At 67.7% G+C, this 15,472-nt stretch carries 14 protein-coding genes; 9 read left to right on the top strand and 5 right to left on the bottom strand.

Annotated elements, in window-relative coordinates:
• Nucleotides 1–1,210 precede the first annotated feature (1,210 nt).
• The 6 genes from DS843_RS27700 (at nucleotide 1,211) to DS843_RS27730 (ending at nucleotide 6,634) form a co-directional block, all read left to right on the top strand.
• Nucleotides 1,211–1,411, top strand: coding sequence for a hypothetical protein (locus tag DS843_RS27700; RefSeq protein ID WP_149472055.1), 201 nt, complete (start codon nucleotides 1,211–1,213; stop codon nucleotides 1,409–1,411).
• Between the two features lie 70 nt (nucleotides 1,412–1,481).
• Nucleotides 1,482–2,261 (top strand): MetQ/NlpA family ABC transporter substrate-binding protein, encoded by a 780-nt coding sequence (locus DS843_RS27705; protein ID WP_149472056.1) that lies wholly within the window; start codon nucleotides 1,482–1,484, stop codon nucleotides 2,259–2,261.
• Between the two features lie 196 nt (nucleotides 2,262–2,457).
• A complete protein-coding gene (locus DS843_RS27715) occupies nucleotides 2,458–4,128 on the top strand; it encodes an acyl-CoA synthetase (protein ID WP_149472057.1) in 1,671 nt (556 codons plus the stop codon).
• Nucleotides 4,125–5,189: a methionine ABC transporter ATP-binding protein gene (locus tag DS843_RS27720; protein WP_149472058.1), complete on the top strand. Its 1,065-nt coding sequence runs from the start codon at nucleotides 4,125–4,127 to the stop codon at nucleotides 5,187–5,189. The genes DS843_RS27715 and DS843_RS27720 overlap by 4 nt, the downstream gene beginning before the upstream one ends.
• The gene (locus DS843_RS27725; protein WP_475849428.1) at nucleotides 5,158–5,823 is read left to right on the top strand and encodes a methionine ABC transporter permease MetI; all 666 of its coding nucleotides are present in this window, start codon (nucleotides 5,158–5,160) and stop codon (nucleotides 5,821–5,823) included. Before DS843_RS27720 ends, DS843_RS27725 begins: the two co-directional genes overlap by 32 nt.
• A gap of 10 nt (nucleotides 5,824–5,833) precedes the next feature.
• The gene (locus tag DS843_RS27730; protein ID WP_149472060.1) at nucleotides 5,834–6,634 is read left to right on the top strand and encodes a MetQ/NlpA family ABC transporter substrate-binding protein; all 801 of its coding nucleotides are present in this window, start codon (nucleotides 5,834–5,836) and stop codon (nucleotides 6,632–6,634) included.
• Between the two features lie 55 nt (nucleotides 6,635–6,689).
• Here DS843_RS27730 and DS843_RS27735 read toward each other — a convergent pair whose 3' ends face one another.
• Entirely contained in the window at nucleotides 6,690–7,982 is a 1,293-nt protein-coding gene (locus DS843_RS27735) for a pentapeptide repeat-containing protein (protein WP_149472061.1), read from the bottom strand.
• A gap of 57 nt (nucleotides 7,983–8,039) precedes the next feature.
• Nucleotides 8,040–8,702 (bottom strand): cation efflux transmembrane domain-containing protein, encoded by a 663-nt coding sequence (locus tag DS843_RS27740; protein WP_149472062.1) that lies wholly within the window; start codon nucleotides 8,700–8,702, stop codon nucleotides 8,040–8,042.
• A gap of 71 nt (nucleotides 8,703–8,773) precedes the next feature.
• Between DS843_RS27740 and DS843_RS27745 the strand changes: the two genes are divergently transcribed.
• Nucleotides 8,774–9,175, top strand: a complete 402-nt coding sequence (locus tag DS843_RS27745; protein WP_149472063.1) for a MerR family transcriptional regulator — start codon at nucleotides 8,774–8,776, stop codon at nucleotides 9,173–9,175.
• 29 nt (nucleotides 9,176–9,204) lie between these two features.
• Here DS843_RS27745 and DS843_RS27750 read toward each other — a convergent pair whose 3' ends face one another.
• Nucleotides 9,205–11,370, bottom strand: a complete 2,166-nt coding sequence (locus DS843_RS27750; RefSeq protein WP_149472064.1) for an ATP-binding response regulator — start codon at nucleotides 11,368–11,370, stop codon at nucleotides 9,205–9,207.
• Between the two features lie 567 nt (nucleotides 11,371–11,937).
• Here DS843_RS27750 and glgX point away from each other — a divergent pair.
• Together glgX and DS843_RS27760 are read left to right on the top strand one after the other, a co-directional pair.
• Nucleotides 11,938–14,235: a glycogen debranching protein GlgX gene (gene glgX, locus DS843_RS27755; RefSeq protein WP_149472065.1), complete on the top strand. Its 2,298-nt coding sequence runs from the start codon at nucleotides 11,938–11,940 to the stop codon at nucleotides 14,233–14,235.
• Nucleotides 14,236–14,437: 202 nt separating this feature from the next.
• Nucleotides 14,438–14,635 carry a Nif11 family protein gene (locus tag DS843_RS27760; protein ID WP_149472066.1) on the top strand — a complete coding sequence of 66 codons (198 nt, stop codon included), beginning with the start codon at nucleotides 14,438–14,440 and terminating at the stop codon, nucleotides 14,633–14,635.
• 16 nt (nucleotides 14,636–14,651) lie between these two features.
• Here DS843_RS27760 and DS843_RS27765 read toward each other — a convergent pair whose 3' ends face one another.
• Both DS843_RS27765 and DS843_RS27770 read right to left on the bottom strand, forming a co-directional pair.
• Nucleotides 14,652–14,993, bottom strand: coding sequence for a hypothetical protein (locus tag DS843_RS27765; RefSeq protein WP_149472067.1), 342 nt, complete (start codon nucleotides 14,991–14,993; stop codon nucleotides 14,652–14,654).
• A gap of 12 nt (nucleotides 14,994–15,005) precedes the next feature.
• A complete protein-coding gene (locus DS843_RS27770; protein WP_236778250.1) occupies nucleotides 15,006–15,284 on the bottom strand; it encodes a MarR family transcriptional regulator in 279 nt (92 codons plus the stop codon).
• Nucleotides 15,285–15,472 lie beyond the last annotated feature (188 nt).

Here is a 15,472-nt window from a genome sequence, read left to right on the forward strand (position 1 = left end):
TGGTAGTGTCTGGTTGAGGTCTGAGATGCATTGAGCGCTGATGTTTTTCCTTACGTGAGACGGACGCCAGTGAACTCACATATAACCCTGTCCGTGGGCGGGGATGAGGGGGTAAAAGAGACGGGTGTGGGGGGTTCCATAAAAGGGTGTGGGGGGGGAGGGAACCCGCCACACTGCCGCTGTCGCGGCAGTCTGACGCTCGCCGCTGGGCGGGGGTTCCCTAAAAGAGAGCAGCCCTTGGGTTCACGCTCCGCGCGTGGGGCCATACGCCGCGGCGCAGGCCCCAGCCGAATGTTGACAAGCCGCCTGTGGACCCCCAATGTGGACCCTCAGAGGTAAGGACAACCCGTTGATTCGGAATGGCTATTCAGAACCAACAGGTTGCTGGAGCGGACTGAAGGGGTCCTAGTCCCCCAACCAACTTCCCAAAACAGCCAGCAGTTTTGAGAGCTTACGGGCTGCACACACCGCGGAGAGCGGGCGTGTGCGGAACTGATTCGACCAGAGCCCTCCGAAGACCCCTTTTCCAGAGAAGCCGGGGTCATCAGGACGACACAGTCATCCCCACAATACACCACTGAAGTCTGCAAAAGCGCTCCGGCGCTCGGTCCCGCAGGCTGAGCAAGACCACGGCAAGCGGCCCGTGGCGGCCCCACTCAACCAGAACATCCTCCGAAAATTCGGGCGCGATTCAGGAACGGCCGTCTCACCGATGGCACCCTCTCATGCGAAGCTCTCGCACGAATCGAAGGTTTGCGCTGACGCGGCCGGCAGCCCCTCGATCCGCAGGAGACAGGGGCAACATCAGCGCGGCCTATATTGTACTCTATATTTTTGTTGTTTTGGTATATTCACACATTCTCTCTCATTTTACGCCTTGACCGATTGCCCATCGACATTGTAGATAAATTTCCGGACGCCCAAGGGGGGCGCCCCGCGGCAATTTGATCGTCAGCTTGCGCCGCGTCACCAAACGCTAAAGCGCCACGATACCGGTCGTGGAACTCTGAAAGGAGTGACCGGAATGACCATGATGACCCTCCCCTCCCCCGCCGATCGGACCGGCACCATGACGGGCCTGTGTTGCCGAATGCGCAGCGCCTCGTGTCGCCGCTGAAGCCAGCGCGCCGACCCGTCCATTCAAGCCGAACGATCCGATCCGCAGGGTTTCCGCGCGCCGCAGCGCCGCGGGACCAGGGAGAACACCGTCATGAGCACCTCCAACGCCTACGCCATCGAAGTCCAGGGCCGGTCCGCCGGCATCGTCGTCGCCGGACAGGGCGGCTTCACCTTCTTCGTGTCCGACTGGTCCTTCAGGGATCTCGACCGCAAGACCTTCCGCAACGTCGGACAGGCCGAGCGCGCCGCCCATCAACTGGCGGCCCGGCGCACCGGCGTGCGGCGGCGCTGACGCGCCCGCATTTCACACTCATCCATCGCCCGACACGCATATTCCACACCGCGCATAAAGGACCCGTTCCGTGAAAGCCCTTCTGACCTCCATCCTCACCGCCGCTCTTCTCACCGTCTCCAGCGGAGCCGGCGCCGCGTCGCTGAAGCTCGGCGTGTCCGCCGGACCCTATGGCGAAATCCTGGAATACACGGCGAAGATCGCCGCCAAGGAGGGCCTGAAGGCCGAGGTGATCGAGTTCACCGACTGGAACATGCCCAACGCCGCCCTCCAGTCCGGCGACATCGATGCCAACAACTTCCAGCACCAGCCCTTCCTCGACAACCAGATCAAGCAGCGCGGCTACGACATCGTGCCGGTCGCCAAGAGCATCGTGGTGCCCATGGGCATCTACGCGAAGAAGGTCCAGTCGCTGGCCGACCTGAAGGAGGGGGCCAGCGTCTCCATCCCCAACGATCCGACCAACGGCGCCCGCGCGCTGTTCCTGCTGGCGAAGGCCGGGGTGATCGGGCTGAAGGACGGGGCGGGCCTGAACACCTCCATCGCCGACATCGCCACCAACCCGAAGAAGATCAAGCTGGTGGAGCTGGACGCGGCCCAGCTTCCCCGCTCGCTGGACGACGTGGACGCCTCGGTCATCACGCTGAACTACGCGGTTCTTGCGGGGCTGACCCCCAAGACAGCGCTGGTTCTGGAGGACGACCAGTCGAAGTGGCACCTCGTCTGGGCCGTCCGCAAGGACCGCGCCGAAGACCCGGCGATCAAGCGCTTCATCGAGCTGTACCGCTCCGCCGAGGTGCGGGACTTCATCAACACGCGCTTCAACGGGACCATCATCCCGACCTGGTGAGCGCCATCCATCTCTTCCCTCTCCCGCCCCGGGAGAGGGTGGCCCGAAGGGCCGGGTGAGGGTACTGCCGAGAATAGGACACCGTCCGGTGGCGGCACCCTCACCCTTCCCGCGCGTTGCGCGGGCCCCTTCCCTCTCCCGGGGCGGGAGAGGGGGATTAGCGGGCAAGAACCTCGAATTTCCAGGAAACTCCGTCATGACCGGCCCGTTCAGCCGCACCGCCTCGATCTACGACCGCGGCCTCGCCCCCGATTCTGCCAACCATGTGCCGCTCAGCCCCCTCAGCTTCCTGAAGCGCGCGGCGAAGGTCTATCCGGACAAGCCCGCCATCCTCCATGGCCGCCGGACCATCACCTACGCCCAGTTCCACGACCGGGTGCGGCGCTTCGCCGGGGCGCTGCTCCGGGCCGGGGTGGGACGGGGCGACACGGTGTCGGTGCTGGCGCCCAACGTCCCGGCCCTGCTGGAGGCCCATTACGCGGTGCCCCTGGCCGGCGCGGTCCTCAACGCGCTGAACACCCGGCTGGACGCCGCCGCCGTCGCCTTCATCCTGGACCACAGCGAGACGAAACTGCTAATCGTCGACCGCGAGTTGTCCCCGGTCGCCAAGGCCGCGCTCGCCCTGACGGAACGCCCGATCACGGTGGTGGAGATCGCCGACGCGCTGGTGCCCGACGCCCCCTCGCTGGGCGCGGTGGAGTATGAGGACTTCCTCGCCGCCGCCGAACCCGCCCCCTGGCGCGGGCCGGACGACGAATGGCAGGCCATTGCGCTGAACTACACCAGCGGCACGACCGGCAACCCGAAGGGAGTCGTCTACCACCACCGTGGCGCCTACCTGAACGCGCTGGGCAACGCCTTCACCCTGAACGTCCGGCCCGAGAGCGTCTTTTTGTGGACGCTGCCGATGTTCCATTGCAACGGCTGGACCTACAGTTGGGCGGTCACCGCCGCGGGCGGCACCCATGTCTGCCTGCGCCGGGTGGAGCCGGCGGCGATCTTCGACGCCATCGCGGAGCTGGGGGTCACCCACCTGTGCGGCGCGCCGATCGTGCTGAACATGCTGATCCACGCCCCGGAGACGGTGCGGCGGCGCGCGCCCCGCCCGGTGATCGTGGGAACCGGCGGCGCGGCACCGCCGTCGGCCGTTCTGGCCGGCATGGCGGCGCTGGGTTTCGAGGTGGTGCACATGTACGGGCTGACGGAATGCTACGGCCCGGCCACCGTCTGCGCGCCGCAGCCGGAGTGGAACGGGCTGGATTCCGACGGGCTGGCGCTGCAATTCGCCCGGCAGGGGGTGAACCACATCGCGGTGGAGGACGCGACCGTCCTCGACCGTGAGAGCGGCCAGCCGGTTCCCGCCGACGCCCTGACCATCGGCGAGATCGCGCTGCGCGGCAACACGGTGATGAAGGGCTATCTGAAGAACCCCACGGCGACGAAGGAAGCGCTGAAGGACGGCTGGTTCCGCACCGGGGATCTGGGCGTGCTGCACCCCGACGGCTATATCGAGGTGAAGGACCGCAGCAAGGACATCATCATATCCGGCGGCGAGAACATCTCGTCCCTGGAGGTGGAGGAGGCGTTGTACCGGCACCCCGCCGTTCTGGAGGCCGCCGTGGTCGCCCGTCCCGACGACCGTTGGGGCGAGAGCCCCTGCGCCTTCGTGACGGTGAAGCCCGGCGCGGAGCGCCCCTCTGAGTCCGACATAATTCAATGGTGCCGGGACCGCATTGCGCACTACAAGGTGCCGCGCACCGTCGTGTTCAGCGATCTGCCGAAGACATCGACCGGTAAAATCCAAAAGACCGTCCTGCGCGACGCGGCCCGCGACCTGGGCGCGCGTCGGGAGGCCCAGAGCGTATGATAACCTTCGAACAGCTTCAGAAAACCTACCCGTCCCGCGGCACCGGCCAGCCGGTCCAGGCGCTCGCCGACATCGACCTGACCATCGGGCGCGGTGAGATCTACGGCATCATCGGGCGTTCGGGCGCCGGCAAATCCACGCTGCTGCGCACCGTGAACCTGCTGGAGAAGCCGACCTCGGGCCGCGTGCTGGTGGACGGGGTGGACGTCACCGCCCTGTCCCCGCGTGAGCTGCGCGCGGCGCGGCACAGCATCGGCATGATCTTCCAGCACTTCAACCTGCTGTCCTCGCGCACGGTGTTCGACAACGTCGCCCTGCCGCTGGAACTGGCCGGGGTGGGAAAGGCGCAGATCCGCGAAACGGTGGAGCCGCTGCTCGACCTCGTCGGCCTCACCGACAAGCGCGACCGCTACCCGGCGGAGCTGTCGGGCGGGCAGAAGCAGCGCGTCGGCATCGCCCGCGCGCTGGCCAGCAAGCCCAAGGTGCTGCTGTCGGACGAGGCGACCTCCGCGCTCGATCCGGAGACGACGACCCAGATCCTCCACCTGCTGGCCGACATCAACAAGCGGCTGGGGCTGACCATCGTCCTGATCACCCACGAGATCGCCGTCATCAAGGAGATCTGCCACAAGGTGGCGGTAATGGAAAACGGGCGGATCATCGAGCAGGGGCCGGTCTTCGACATCTTCGCGCACCCCAGGCACGAGACGACGAAGACCTTCGTCGATCCGGTCATCAACCGCGGCATCCCGGACAGTCTGCGCGCCCGCCTGTCGGCGACGCCGGTTCCGGGGTCGAACATGGTGCTGCGCATCACCTTCACCGGCGAGCGCGCGACCTCCCCGGTCATCAGCGCGATCAGCCGCAAGATGAACCTGGACCTGAACATCTGGCACGGCCAGATCGACGAGATCCAGGGTGCGCCCTTCGGAACGCTGGTGGTGGAGGCCATCGGCAACCCGCAGTCCATCGAGGCGGCCATCAGCCTCCTCAACGTCAACAAGCTCGGTGTCGAGGTGCTCGGTCATGCTGTCCCCGGAAATCTACGCGCTGCTGTTTAAGGCGCTTCTCGACACGCTCTACATGGTGGCGGTGTCGGGCCTTCTGGGCACGGCGCTGGGCCTTCCGCTGGGCGTGCTCCTGGCCGTCACGGGCCGGGGGGAGCTGCTTCAGAATCTCGCCTTCAACCGGATCGCCGGCGTGCTGGTGAACATGACGCGCTCCACCCCCTTCATCATCCTGGTGGTGGCGATCATCCCCTTCACGCGCCTGATCGCCGGCACCTCCATCGGCACCGCCGCGGCCATCGTGCCGCTGACGGTCGCCGCCGTGCCCTTCATCGCCCGCATCGTCGAGGGCGCCGTGCGCGAGGTGGACCGCGGCCTGATCGAGGCGGCGCAGTCCATGGGCGCCACGCCCTTCCAGATCATCCGCAAGGTCCTGCTGCCGGAGGCGATGCCCGCCATCGCGCTGGGCCTGACCCTGTCGGTGGTCAGCCTGATCGGCTATTCGGCCATGGTCGGCGCGGTCGGCGGCGGCGGCCTGGGCGACCTCGGCATCCGCTACGGCTACCAGCGCTTCCTGCCGGAGGTCATGCTGGCCGTGGTCATCGTGCTGATCGTTCTGGTGCAGATCGTTCAATCGACGGGCGACTGGATCGCCCGCCGCGTCAACAAACGAAACCTGAAGTCCTGAGGAGTTGGAGATGTTCCGTACCCGTGTGCTCGGCGCGGCCTTCGGTCTGGTGGCCGGCATCGCGACCCTGGCGACCGCCGTCGGCGCGTCCGCCGAAGCCCTGAAGATCGGCGTCACCCCCGGCCCGCACGCCCAGATCATGGAGAAGGTCAAGCCGCTGGCCGCCAAGGAAGGTCTGGACCTGACGGTGCTGGAGTTCTCCGATTACGTCATCCCGAACCAGGCGCTGTCGCAGGGTGACCTGGACATCAACTCGTTCCAGCACCAGCCCTATCTGGACAACCAGGTGAAGGACCGCGGCTACGATCTGGTCAGCGTCGCCAAGACGGTGGTCTTCCCGATGGGCGTCTATTCCAAGAAGGTGAAGAGCCTCGACGAGCTTCCGAACGGCGCCAAGATCTCCATCCCCAACGACCCGACCAACGGCGGCCGCGCGCTGCTGCTGCTCCAGTCCAAGGGGTTGATCAAGGTGAAGGAGGGCGCGGGCCTGAAGGCGTCGCCGCTCGACATTTCCGAGAACCCGAAGAAGCTCGAGATCCTGGAACTCGACGCCGCCCAGCTTCCGCGTTCGCTGGACGACGTGACCGTGGCGGTCATCAACACCAACTACGCCCTGGAAGCCGGTCTGGACCCGAACAAGGACGCCATCGCCCGCGAGGCCAGCGAGAGCCCCTACGCCAACGTCATCGCCGTCCGCAAGGCCGACCAGGACAAGCCCTGGGTCGCCAAGCTGGTGACGATCTACCAGAGCGACGAGGTGAAGCAGTTCATCGTCGACCGCTTCAAGGGCGCCATCGTTCCCGCCTGGTGATCCGGGTCGGGATCGGGAAGGCCCTTCCTCCAGACGGGGGAGGGGCCTTTTTCCTTTACAGCTTCAGCCCGGCCACGCCGTCGAGGATCGCCCCGTCGGACAGGGCGCGGCGGTCCAGCTTCGCCCCGAACATGCGGGCGTTGGTCAGGTCCGTCTTCGTCAGGTCGCAGCCGGACAGATTGGCGAAGGACAGATCGGCGCCCGCGAAGGTCACTTCGCGCAGGCAGGCGCCGCGCAGGTCGGCGTAGCGCAGCCGCGCGCCCGACAGGTCCGAATGCATCGACCGCCGCTCGTCGAAATAGAGCGGGCGCAGGTTGGCCTTGCGAAGGTCGGCGTTGTTCAGCTTGGCGAGGCGCAGATTCACGCCGCGCAGGTCGCCGTTCACCAGCTTGGCGAGGCGCAGGTCGCCCTTCTCCAACACGGCGGCCTGAAGCTGCACGCTGGTCAGGTCCAGCCCGTACAAGGTCGCACCCGCCGCCCGCAGCATGGTCAGGCATTTGTGGGCCAGCGACGGGGCGTGCCGCAGGTCGAAGCCCGACAGGTCGAGCGCCGTCCCCTCCGCCCCGCTGGACCCGACCCAGCGGATGTGGTCGTGCAGCAGTTCGTCCAGAGGGCGCCCGAGTTCGGCCACGACGCGGCCCACCGGGTCGTCGGTCAGGGCGTCCTCCATGTCGGCGTCGGACAACTCCGTCATCACCATGGTGGCGCCGGTCAGCACCGCGCCGCGCAGGCAGGCGCCGCGCAGATCCGCCCCCGACAGATCGGCGCCTTCCAGGTTCGATCCGGTGAAATTGGCCCCGCGCATGGTGGCCCGCACCAGCTTGCAGCCCTTCATCAGCGCGTCGGTGAAGTCGGTGTGGATCGCCATGGCGCCGGACAGGCGGGCGTTGGTCAGGTTGGCCCCGGACAGGTCGGCGCCCGACGCCTCGGTCGTCTGGGCCTCCACCTTGATGATCCGCAGGCTGCCGTCGCGGTCCTTCTCCGCCAGCGAACCGTCGCGCAGATCGGCCTCGAACAGGTTGGCGCCGACCAGGATCGCCCCGCGCAGGCAGGCGCCGCGTAGGTCGGTCTTGATGAGGCTGGCGTTCTCCAGGTTGGCCTGCCGCAGGTCGGTGGCGAACATCGAGGCGCAGTCCAGCCGCGCACCGGCCAGATTGGCCCCGCGCAGGCTGGCCCCGACGAAGTCGGCGTGGGCAAGGTCGCGCCCGGCAAGATCCAGCCCGCTCAGGTCGAAGAAGGACAGCGTCGCCCGCGCCCCGCCGATGCGGGCGTTCCGGAACATCTCGTGCCGGCGCACCACCGCGTCGAGTTGAACCTGATCCAGGCGGGTGAGAGGACGCTGCTGCATGGCCGTGTTCGCCTCCGATCACGGGTTCAGGATACGGCTTGCGGCCTTCACGAATGATTAATGAAACCCTCGATGGGCGTGGGTTCCCGCCGCCGGCACCGGCGGCAGCCGGAGTTCGGCCAGCGACCGCCGGACGATCTGCAAAGCGCCGGAGACCGACAGGGCGGCCATGATGGCGGCAACCCCGATGTCCGGCCAGCCGGTCCCGGTGCCGAACACGCCCGCCGCAGCCGCCAGCACGGCGAGGTTGGCGATGGCGTCGTTGCGCGAGCAGATCCACACCGACTGGCGGTTCGCGTCGCCGTCGCGGTGGGCGTACAGAAGGGCGGCGGTCCCCAGATTGGCGACCAGGGCCATCACCCCCACGACGCCCATCACCTCGGCCTGCGGCACGGTCTGGAAGACGGCGTTCCAGGCGGTCTGGCCGGCGACCCACAGGCCGACGACCCCCAGCGACAGCCCCTTGAGCAGCGCCGCCCGCGCCCGCCACGCCAGCGCCATGCCGAGAACCAGCAGAGAAATGGCGTAGTTGGCGGAATCGGCCAGAAAGTCCATGGCGTCGGCCTGAAGCGACACCGAATCCGCGGCGGCCCCGGCGATCAGCTCGACCAGGAACATCCCCGCGTTGACCGCCAGCGCGAACCAGAGAACGCGGCGGTAAGTCCTGTCGACGGGCGGCGGAGACGACGGGCATCCTCCGCCGCAGCAACCAGCGGCCATGATCGGAATCCTTGCGAAAGACGAGGTTGCCGGCAAGGATGGACCCTGAAGCAACTACAGGGTCAAGGGCCATGGCGAAGGGATTGAGCATCGGGGCGCTGGGCAAGCAGACCGGCACCACGCCCGAGACGATCCGCTTCTACGAGAAGATCGGAATCCTGCCGGTGCCCGCGCGCACCGCCGGAAACTACCGGAGCTATGGGCCGGAGCATGTGCGGCGGCTCAGCTTCGTCCGGCGCACGCGGCAACTGGGCTTTCCGCTCGAAACGGTGCGGGCGCTGCTCGACCTCGCCGACCAGCCGGACCGCCCCTGCGGGGACGTCGACGCGCTGGTGCTGGAGCAGTTGCACGAGGTGGAGCGCAAGATCGCGGACCTGGAACGCCTGCGCGTCGAACTCGACCGTCTGGCCCACCAGTGCCGGGGCGCCCACCGGATGGCGGACTGCCGCATCATCGAGGCGCTGACGCCCTGACGGCTTAACCAAGGATCAAGTGCCGGGGATCAGGCCGCCGAGGGCTGGGTCTGGCGGACGGGCATGCGTTCCGCCCCGAGGGCGTTCAGAGCGTCGCGGAGCACGTCGGGGGTCACGGGCTTGTGCAGCAGGCGGCACCCCGCGGCCACCGCCTCGCGGATGCGCTCGGGGGCGGTGTCGCCGGTCAGGATGATGCCGGGGATGGGCCGCCCCTCCTGCTCTCCGGCGCGGATGATCGTCTGGGCTCCGGTCAGCGGCCCGGGCAGACGGAAGTCCGACAGGATCACGTCCGGGCAGCGCGGCGCCGCGCGCAGGGCCGCGAGCGCCGCCGGCCCATCGTCCGCCGTCAGCACGTCGTGCCCCCAGCTTTCGAGGAGGAGCCGCATCCCGGCGCTCTGCACCGGGTCGTCCTCCACGATCAGGATCAGGCGGGCCGGACGATCCTCCGCCCTTCCCGCGGCGGCCGGGGCGCGCGCCGGGTCCGCCCGCGATTCGCTGGCCGCCAGCGGGACCATGACGGAGAAGACCGATCCCTGGCCGAGGCGCGAGCGGACCTCGACCGCGTGGCCCAGCAGGGCCGCCTTGCGGCGGACCTTGGACAGCCCCAGCCCCAGGCCGCGTCGGCGGTCGCGCTCCGGATTGCCCAACTGCACGAAGTCTTCGAAGATGGCGTCCAGATGCTCCGCCGCGATTCCGGAGCCGGTGTCCCACACCTCAATCCGCAACCACTGGCCGCGCCGCCGGCAGCCGACCACGACGCCCCCCGCCGGTGTGTAGGCGATGGCGTTGCGCAGAAGGTCGCCCAGCATCCGCGTCAGCAGCGTGGCGTCGGTGCGCACCATCGCGTCGCAGCCGCGCACCCGCAGATCCAGCCGCTTGTCCGCCGCCAGCCCCCGGAATTCCGACGCCACGCCGTTCAGGACGGTGGCAATGGACACGTCGGCGATGTTTGGGCGGACCACCCCGGCGTCCAGAGTGGCGACCTCCAGCAGCGCGTGCAGCAGCTTCTCCCCGCTGTCCAGCGCCTCCCCCATCTTCTCCGCGATGGAGCGCTCGCGCGAATCCTTCAGCCGCTCCATCAGCAGGTGGTGGAACAGGCGCAGGGCCTGGAAGGGCTGGCGCAGGTCATGGTTGGCCGCCGACAGGAAACGGGACTTGGCCTGATTGGCGCGCTCCTTCTCGGCCAGGGCGCGGACCAGCTTCTGGTTCAGGGAGCGGAGGTCGGCGGTGCGCTCCTCCACCCGCTGCTCCAGCCGGGCGTTGGCGTCGCGCAGGGCGTCGCGGGCCGCCGCCTCGCGCCGCAGGCTGGCCCAGCCGAGCGAGGCCAGCCCGATCAGGGCGACGACGCTGACGCCCACCATCATGAAGCCGTGCTGCAAACGGCTGCTCCAGGGCGCCAGGACGACGGAGCGCGGCAGGGCCACCGCCGTCACCGCCGGGAAATCGCGCATCCGCTTCAGGCCGATGACCATCCCCTGCCCGGCGCCATGCCCCCCCACGGTCCAATCGGTGTCGCCGCTCTCTCCTCCCGGCTCCAGGGCGGGAAGCGGGCCGAGGCTGGCGGCACCGATGCCGGCCAGCCGCTCGCCGTCCAGCCGGTACAGCCCGGCGACGCCGTGCCGTCCGTCGTTGAACACGTCCAGCACGGTGTGCAGGCTGGAGGCGGGAAGCGCCAGCAGAACCGCCCCTTCCACGGAGCCGCCGAGCCCGGTCACGCGGCGGATCATCAGGATCGAGTCCACCCCGTCCACACGCCCGTGCAAAAGCCCCAGACCGCCGGTCTGTTCGCCCTCCGGATCGTCGAACACCTTGGTCATGCCACCGTCCGGATGAACCGTCGGGCCGAACACCACACGTCCGCGCGTGTCCACGATGGTCAGCGGCCCGAATCGCGACGCCCACAGCGCCTCACCCAGGGCGCTGTCGGCAAGGGAGGCCAGCCCGCCGTCCTTCAGCCGGTCGGCCACCCGTTCCAGCGCCATGGCGCCGCCGTCCAGCACCGCGTCGCCGTGCCCTTCCAGAAAGGCCGCGGCCTGCCGGGTGCCCTGCTCCGCCCGGTCGAGCGTGTTGACGTAATCGGCCAGGGAAAGCGCACCCCAGGCCACCCCGCCCAGCAGGGTCATCGCCAGGACGATGGCCGCCAGGATGGCCTTCGGATGAAAGTTCAGCAAGGCGTTGACCGAAAGCCGGATCATGGGCGGACGCAGTGTGGTGAGGCGGACCGGGACAGCGCTGCCGGACCACCGGATGCACGATGCCGCCGGGCGGCAGCGGTGTGCGTGCCCGGGGCGACGGTCGATGTGAGTCGTTCAGAGTCCACGGATCGCGGGGAACCGGAAGGCAGGCCGCCCTTGGTCCGAAAAGGCCGAAGAAGAATGACCGTCGGGTCTGTCCTTCACTGATCTCTCTGGCTCTTCAGCGCCCAAGAAGCGGTGACGGCACGGAAAGGCGGAAGTTCTCATTCAGGTTACACCCGCTTCTGTAGTGCTTATCAGACAGCCCTCAGAAGTCTACCAGAAGTTTATTTGTCTTTATTTCTCGGAACCGATGATAGCACGCCGATAATATCGGCGCGACTCGCCATGACGACTATGACCATGCTCATAACGGACCCACTCTTAGGGTGAGGGGGTACGAAATGGTTCGGCCAAGAGTTGAAACCTCGGCAAAGATCGGAAATTGCGCCGATGGCTGGATCACCGGAGCGGCTTGCGCGTTCCTGTGCTGCTTCATGCCGCAACGCGCCCACACGAGGTTCAACCGTGAAGAAGCCGCCGTTCGCTCCGAAGGTTTTCCGCCAGTCCCGCATACGGGAGGGCCTGCCCTACCCGCTCGGCGCCACATGGGACGGGCTGGGCGTCAACTTCGCGCTGTTTTCCGCCAACGCCACCAAGGTGGAGCTTTGCCTGTTCGACCAGGACGGGCGCCGCGAGCTGGAGCGGATCGAGCTGCCGGAATACACCGACGAGGTCTGGCACGGCTATCTGCCGGACGCCCGGCCCGGAACCGTCTACGGCTACCGCGTGCACGGGCCGTACGAGCCGAAGGCGGGTCACCGCTTCAACCCGAACAAGCTGCTGCTCGACCCCTACGCCAAGCATCTGGTCGGCCCGCTGCGCTGGTCGGACGCGCATTTCGGCTACCGAGTCGGCTCGCCGCGCGGAGACCTGTCCTTCGACCGGCGCGACAGCGCGCCGGGCATGCCGAAATGCGCGGTGATCGATCCGGCCTTCACCTGGGGCCACGACCGGCACCCGGCGATCCCGTGGGAGCGGTCGATCTTCTACGAGACCCATGTGCGCGGCTACACCATGCGCCACCCGGCGGTGCCCCCGCAGTACCGCGGCACCTTCGCCGGCCTCGCCCAGCAGGAGGTGGTGGAGTACATCCGCTCGCTGGGCGTGACGGCGGTGGAGCTTCTGCCGGTCCACGCCTTCGTGGACGACCGCTATCTGCTGGAAAAGGGCCTTCGCAACTATTGGGGATACAACTCGATCTCCTTCTTCGCGCCCGACCCGCGCTACATGGCGTCCGGCGCGATCTACGAGTTCAAGGAGATGGTCGCCCGGTTGCACGACGCCGGGATCGAGGTGATCCTCGACGTCGTCTACAATCACACCGCCGAAGGCAACGAGATGGGGCCGACGCTGTCCTTCAAGGGCATCGACAACGCCTCCTACTACCGGCTGGCGCCGGACCCGCGCTACTACATCAACGACACCGGCACGGGGAACACGCTGAACCTCGTGCATTCGCGCGTGCTCCAGATGGTCACCGATTCGCTCCGTTACTGGGTGACGGAGATGCATGTGGACGGCTTCCGCTTCGACCTCGCCACCATCCTGGCGCGGGAGACCTACGGTTTCGACCACAGCGGCGGCTTCCTCGACGCCTGCCGGCAGGACCCGGTGCTGTCGCGCGTCAAGCTGATCGCGGAGCCGTGGGACTGCGGCCCCGGCGGCTATCAGGTGGGCGGCTTCCCGCCGGGCTGGGCGGAGTGGAACGACAAGTTCCGCGACACCGTGCGCTCCTATTGGAAGGGCGACGAGGGCAAGCTGCCCGAACTGGCGACCCGCATGGCCGCCTCGGCGGACGTGTTCAACCGGCGTGGGCGCAAGCCCTGGGCCAGCGTCAACTTCGTCACCGCCCATGACGGCTTCACGCTGCACGACCTCGTGTCCTACAACGACAAGCACAACGACGCGAACGGCGAGGACAACCGCGACGGTCATTCCCACAACATCTCCTGGAACCATGGGGCGGAGGGGCCGACCGACGATCCGGAGATCAACGCCCTGCGCTTCCGCCAGATGCGCAACCTGCTGGCCACGCTGCTGCTGTCCCAGGGAACGCCGATGATCCTGGCCGGCGACGAGTTCGCCCGCAGCCAGAACGGCAACAACAACGCCTATTGCCAGGACAACGAGATAAGCTGGATCGACTGGGAGAACATCAGCGACGAGGGCTGGGCGCTGACCGACTTCGTCCGCCACCTGATCGGGCTGCGGCAGAGCCACCCGCTGCTGCGCCGCGGGCGCTTCTTCACCGGCGCCTACAACCCCGACCTGGAGGTGAAGGACCTCACCTGGATCACCCCCGCCGGCGAGGAGAAGATGACCGAGCAGTGGCAGGACCCCATGGCCCGTTGTCTGGGCATGCTGCTGGACGGGCGGGCGCAGGCCACCGGCATCAAGAAGGCGGCGTCCGACGCCACGCTGCTCCTCATCATCAACGCCTACCACGACGTCGTGCCCTTCAAGCTGCCGGAGGTCGCGGGCGGCAGCCGCTGGCTGACCCTGGTGGACACCACCGAGCCGGACCGGCTGGAGGTCGCAACCGCCCGGACCGGCGACGAGATCCCCGTCAACGGGCGGTCCCTGCTGCTGTTCGAGCTGATGCCCGACCGCCGCTCCGACGTCGGGCTGAGGGCCGCCGCGCGGGCCTTGCGCGCCGCCGCCGGGCCGGGTGAGCCCGTGACGGTCATGACGCCGGACGCCGGGGCCGGGGCCGGGGCCGCCGGCACCGTCCCCGCCGAGACGGTGCAGCAGCCGGGCGAGTGAGGCGCGGGTCGCGACCGATGCGCCGAGGACACGAAGGGACGGTGCGGCAGGACGCCGCATCGTCCTTCCCTTAATTTCTCTACAATTTTAGGAAAGTTGGAGATATCAAGATTTCGGACAATCCGCTTCGGGCCGATGGATTGCCGCCCTTTCCCGCGGCGGGAGAGGGAATCGAACTCTGAACGCGCGGGGAGGTCTGGGCATGCGTCGTGGCGACTACATCCAATTCCTGGTCGCGACCGAGGCCGATCCGGCCCTCCGCGCGGCGCTGCGGCGGGCATCGCGCCGGATGTTCACCTTGGGCGATCTGGTGGATTTCGCCGCCGGCCACGGCTACCGCTTCACCGAAGCGGACATTCCCCTGACGGTGGCCCAGCCCGCCCATCGCCTGTCCGCCTGACGAAGCGGGGCGAAGATCACGGCGGGGGCGCCGAGGTGACCGAACTGCCGCGAATCGTCAGCATGAGTCCGTCGTCGGATGGAAGAATGTCCTTCTCCGCATCGCGCGGGATGGGGATTTTCTGTCGGCGGCAGAAGAGCAGGAGCACGCCGAGCGTCTTGCTGGGCATGAAGGCGACGTCCCGCATCTTCGCGGCGCCCTGCTGCACCACGACCACCACGCCCCCGTCCGACTTCGGGACGACGGACGCGATCATGCCCAGCGGAAGATCGGTCTGATTCGGCACCTTCTGATACCAGCCGAAGGCTTTCTTGAGGGCCGAGTTCGTGAAGACGAGGTGACGGGTTTCGAAGATCATTCCGGACCAGGGTTAGGCCCGGCCGCCCTCCAGTTCCGGGTTCAACCGGAACGTGATCGCCCGCCCCAGCTTGGAGTCCCGCAGAAGAATCTGCTTGGTCTCCAGCAGCTTGATGGCCCGGTTGACGTTGGGCCGCTGCATGCCCAGCGCGTCAGCCAATTCGGACTGCAGCACCGGCACGGGACGGTCGAAATGGAGCCGCCGGCTCAGATAGGTGAACACACGAAGCGCCTCCAGGGTGATGTCCCGATCGGTCGAAACGGTCCTGGAGAGGAGGTCATGATGCTGCATGGCGGCCTCGGTACGCAAGTTGGCTCGGCGTCGCAGTGCGGCTGGGCACACGCCGGGCGTTAAATTTCGCCTGCCCCGAAGGCTACCTCGCATTTGTTGTCCGAATGTGTCGCGCGCGTTTCCGAATTGACATAAAGACCGCCAATCCGACACCCGCCCGGAACCCTCGGCCCCGCCTCTCCGTTCCC

It is taken from the genome of Roseomonas genomospecies 6 (genome assembly GCF_008365375.1).
Lineage (GTDB): Bacteria > Pseudomonadota > Alphaproteobacteria > Azospirillales > Azospirillaceae > Azospirillum.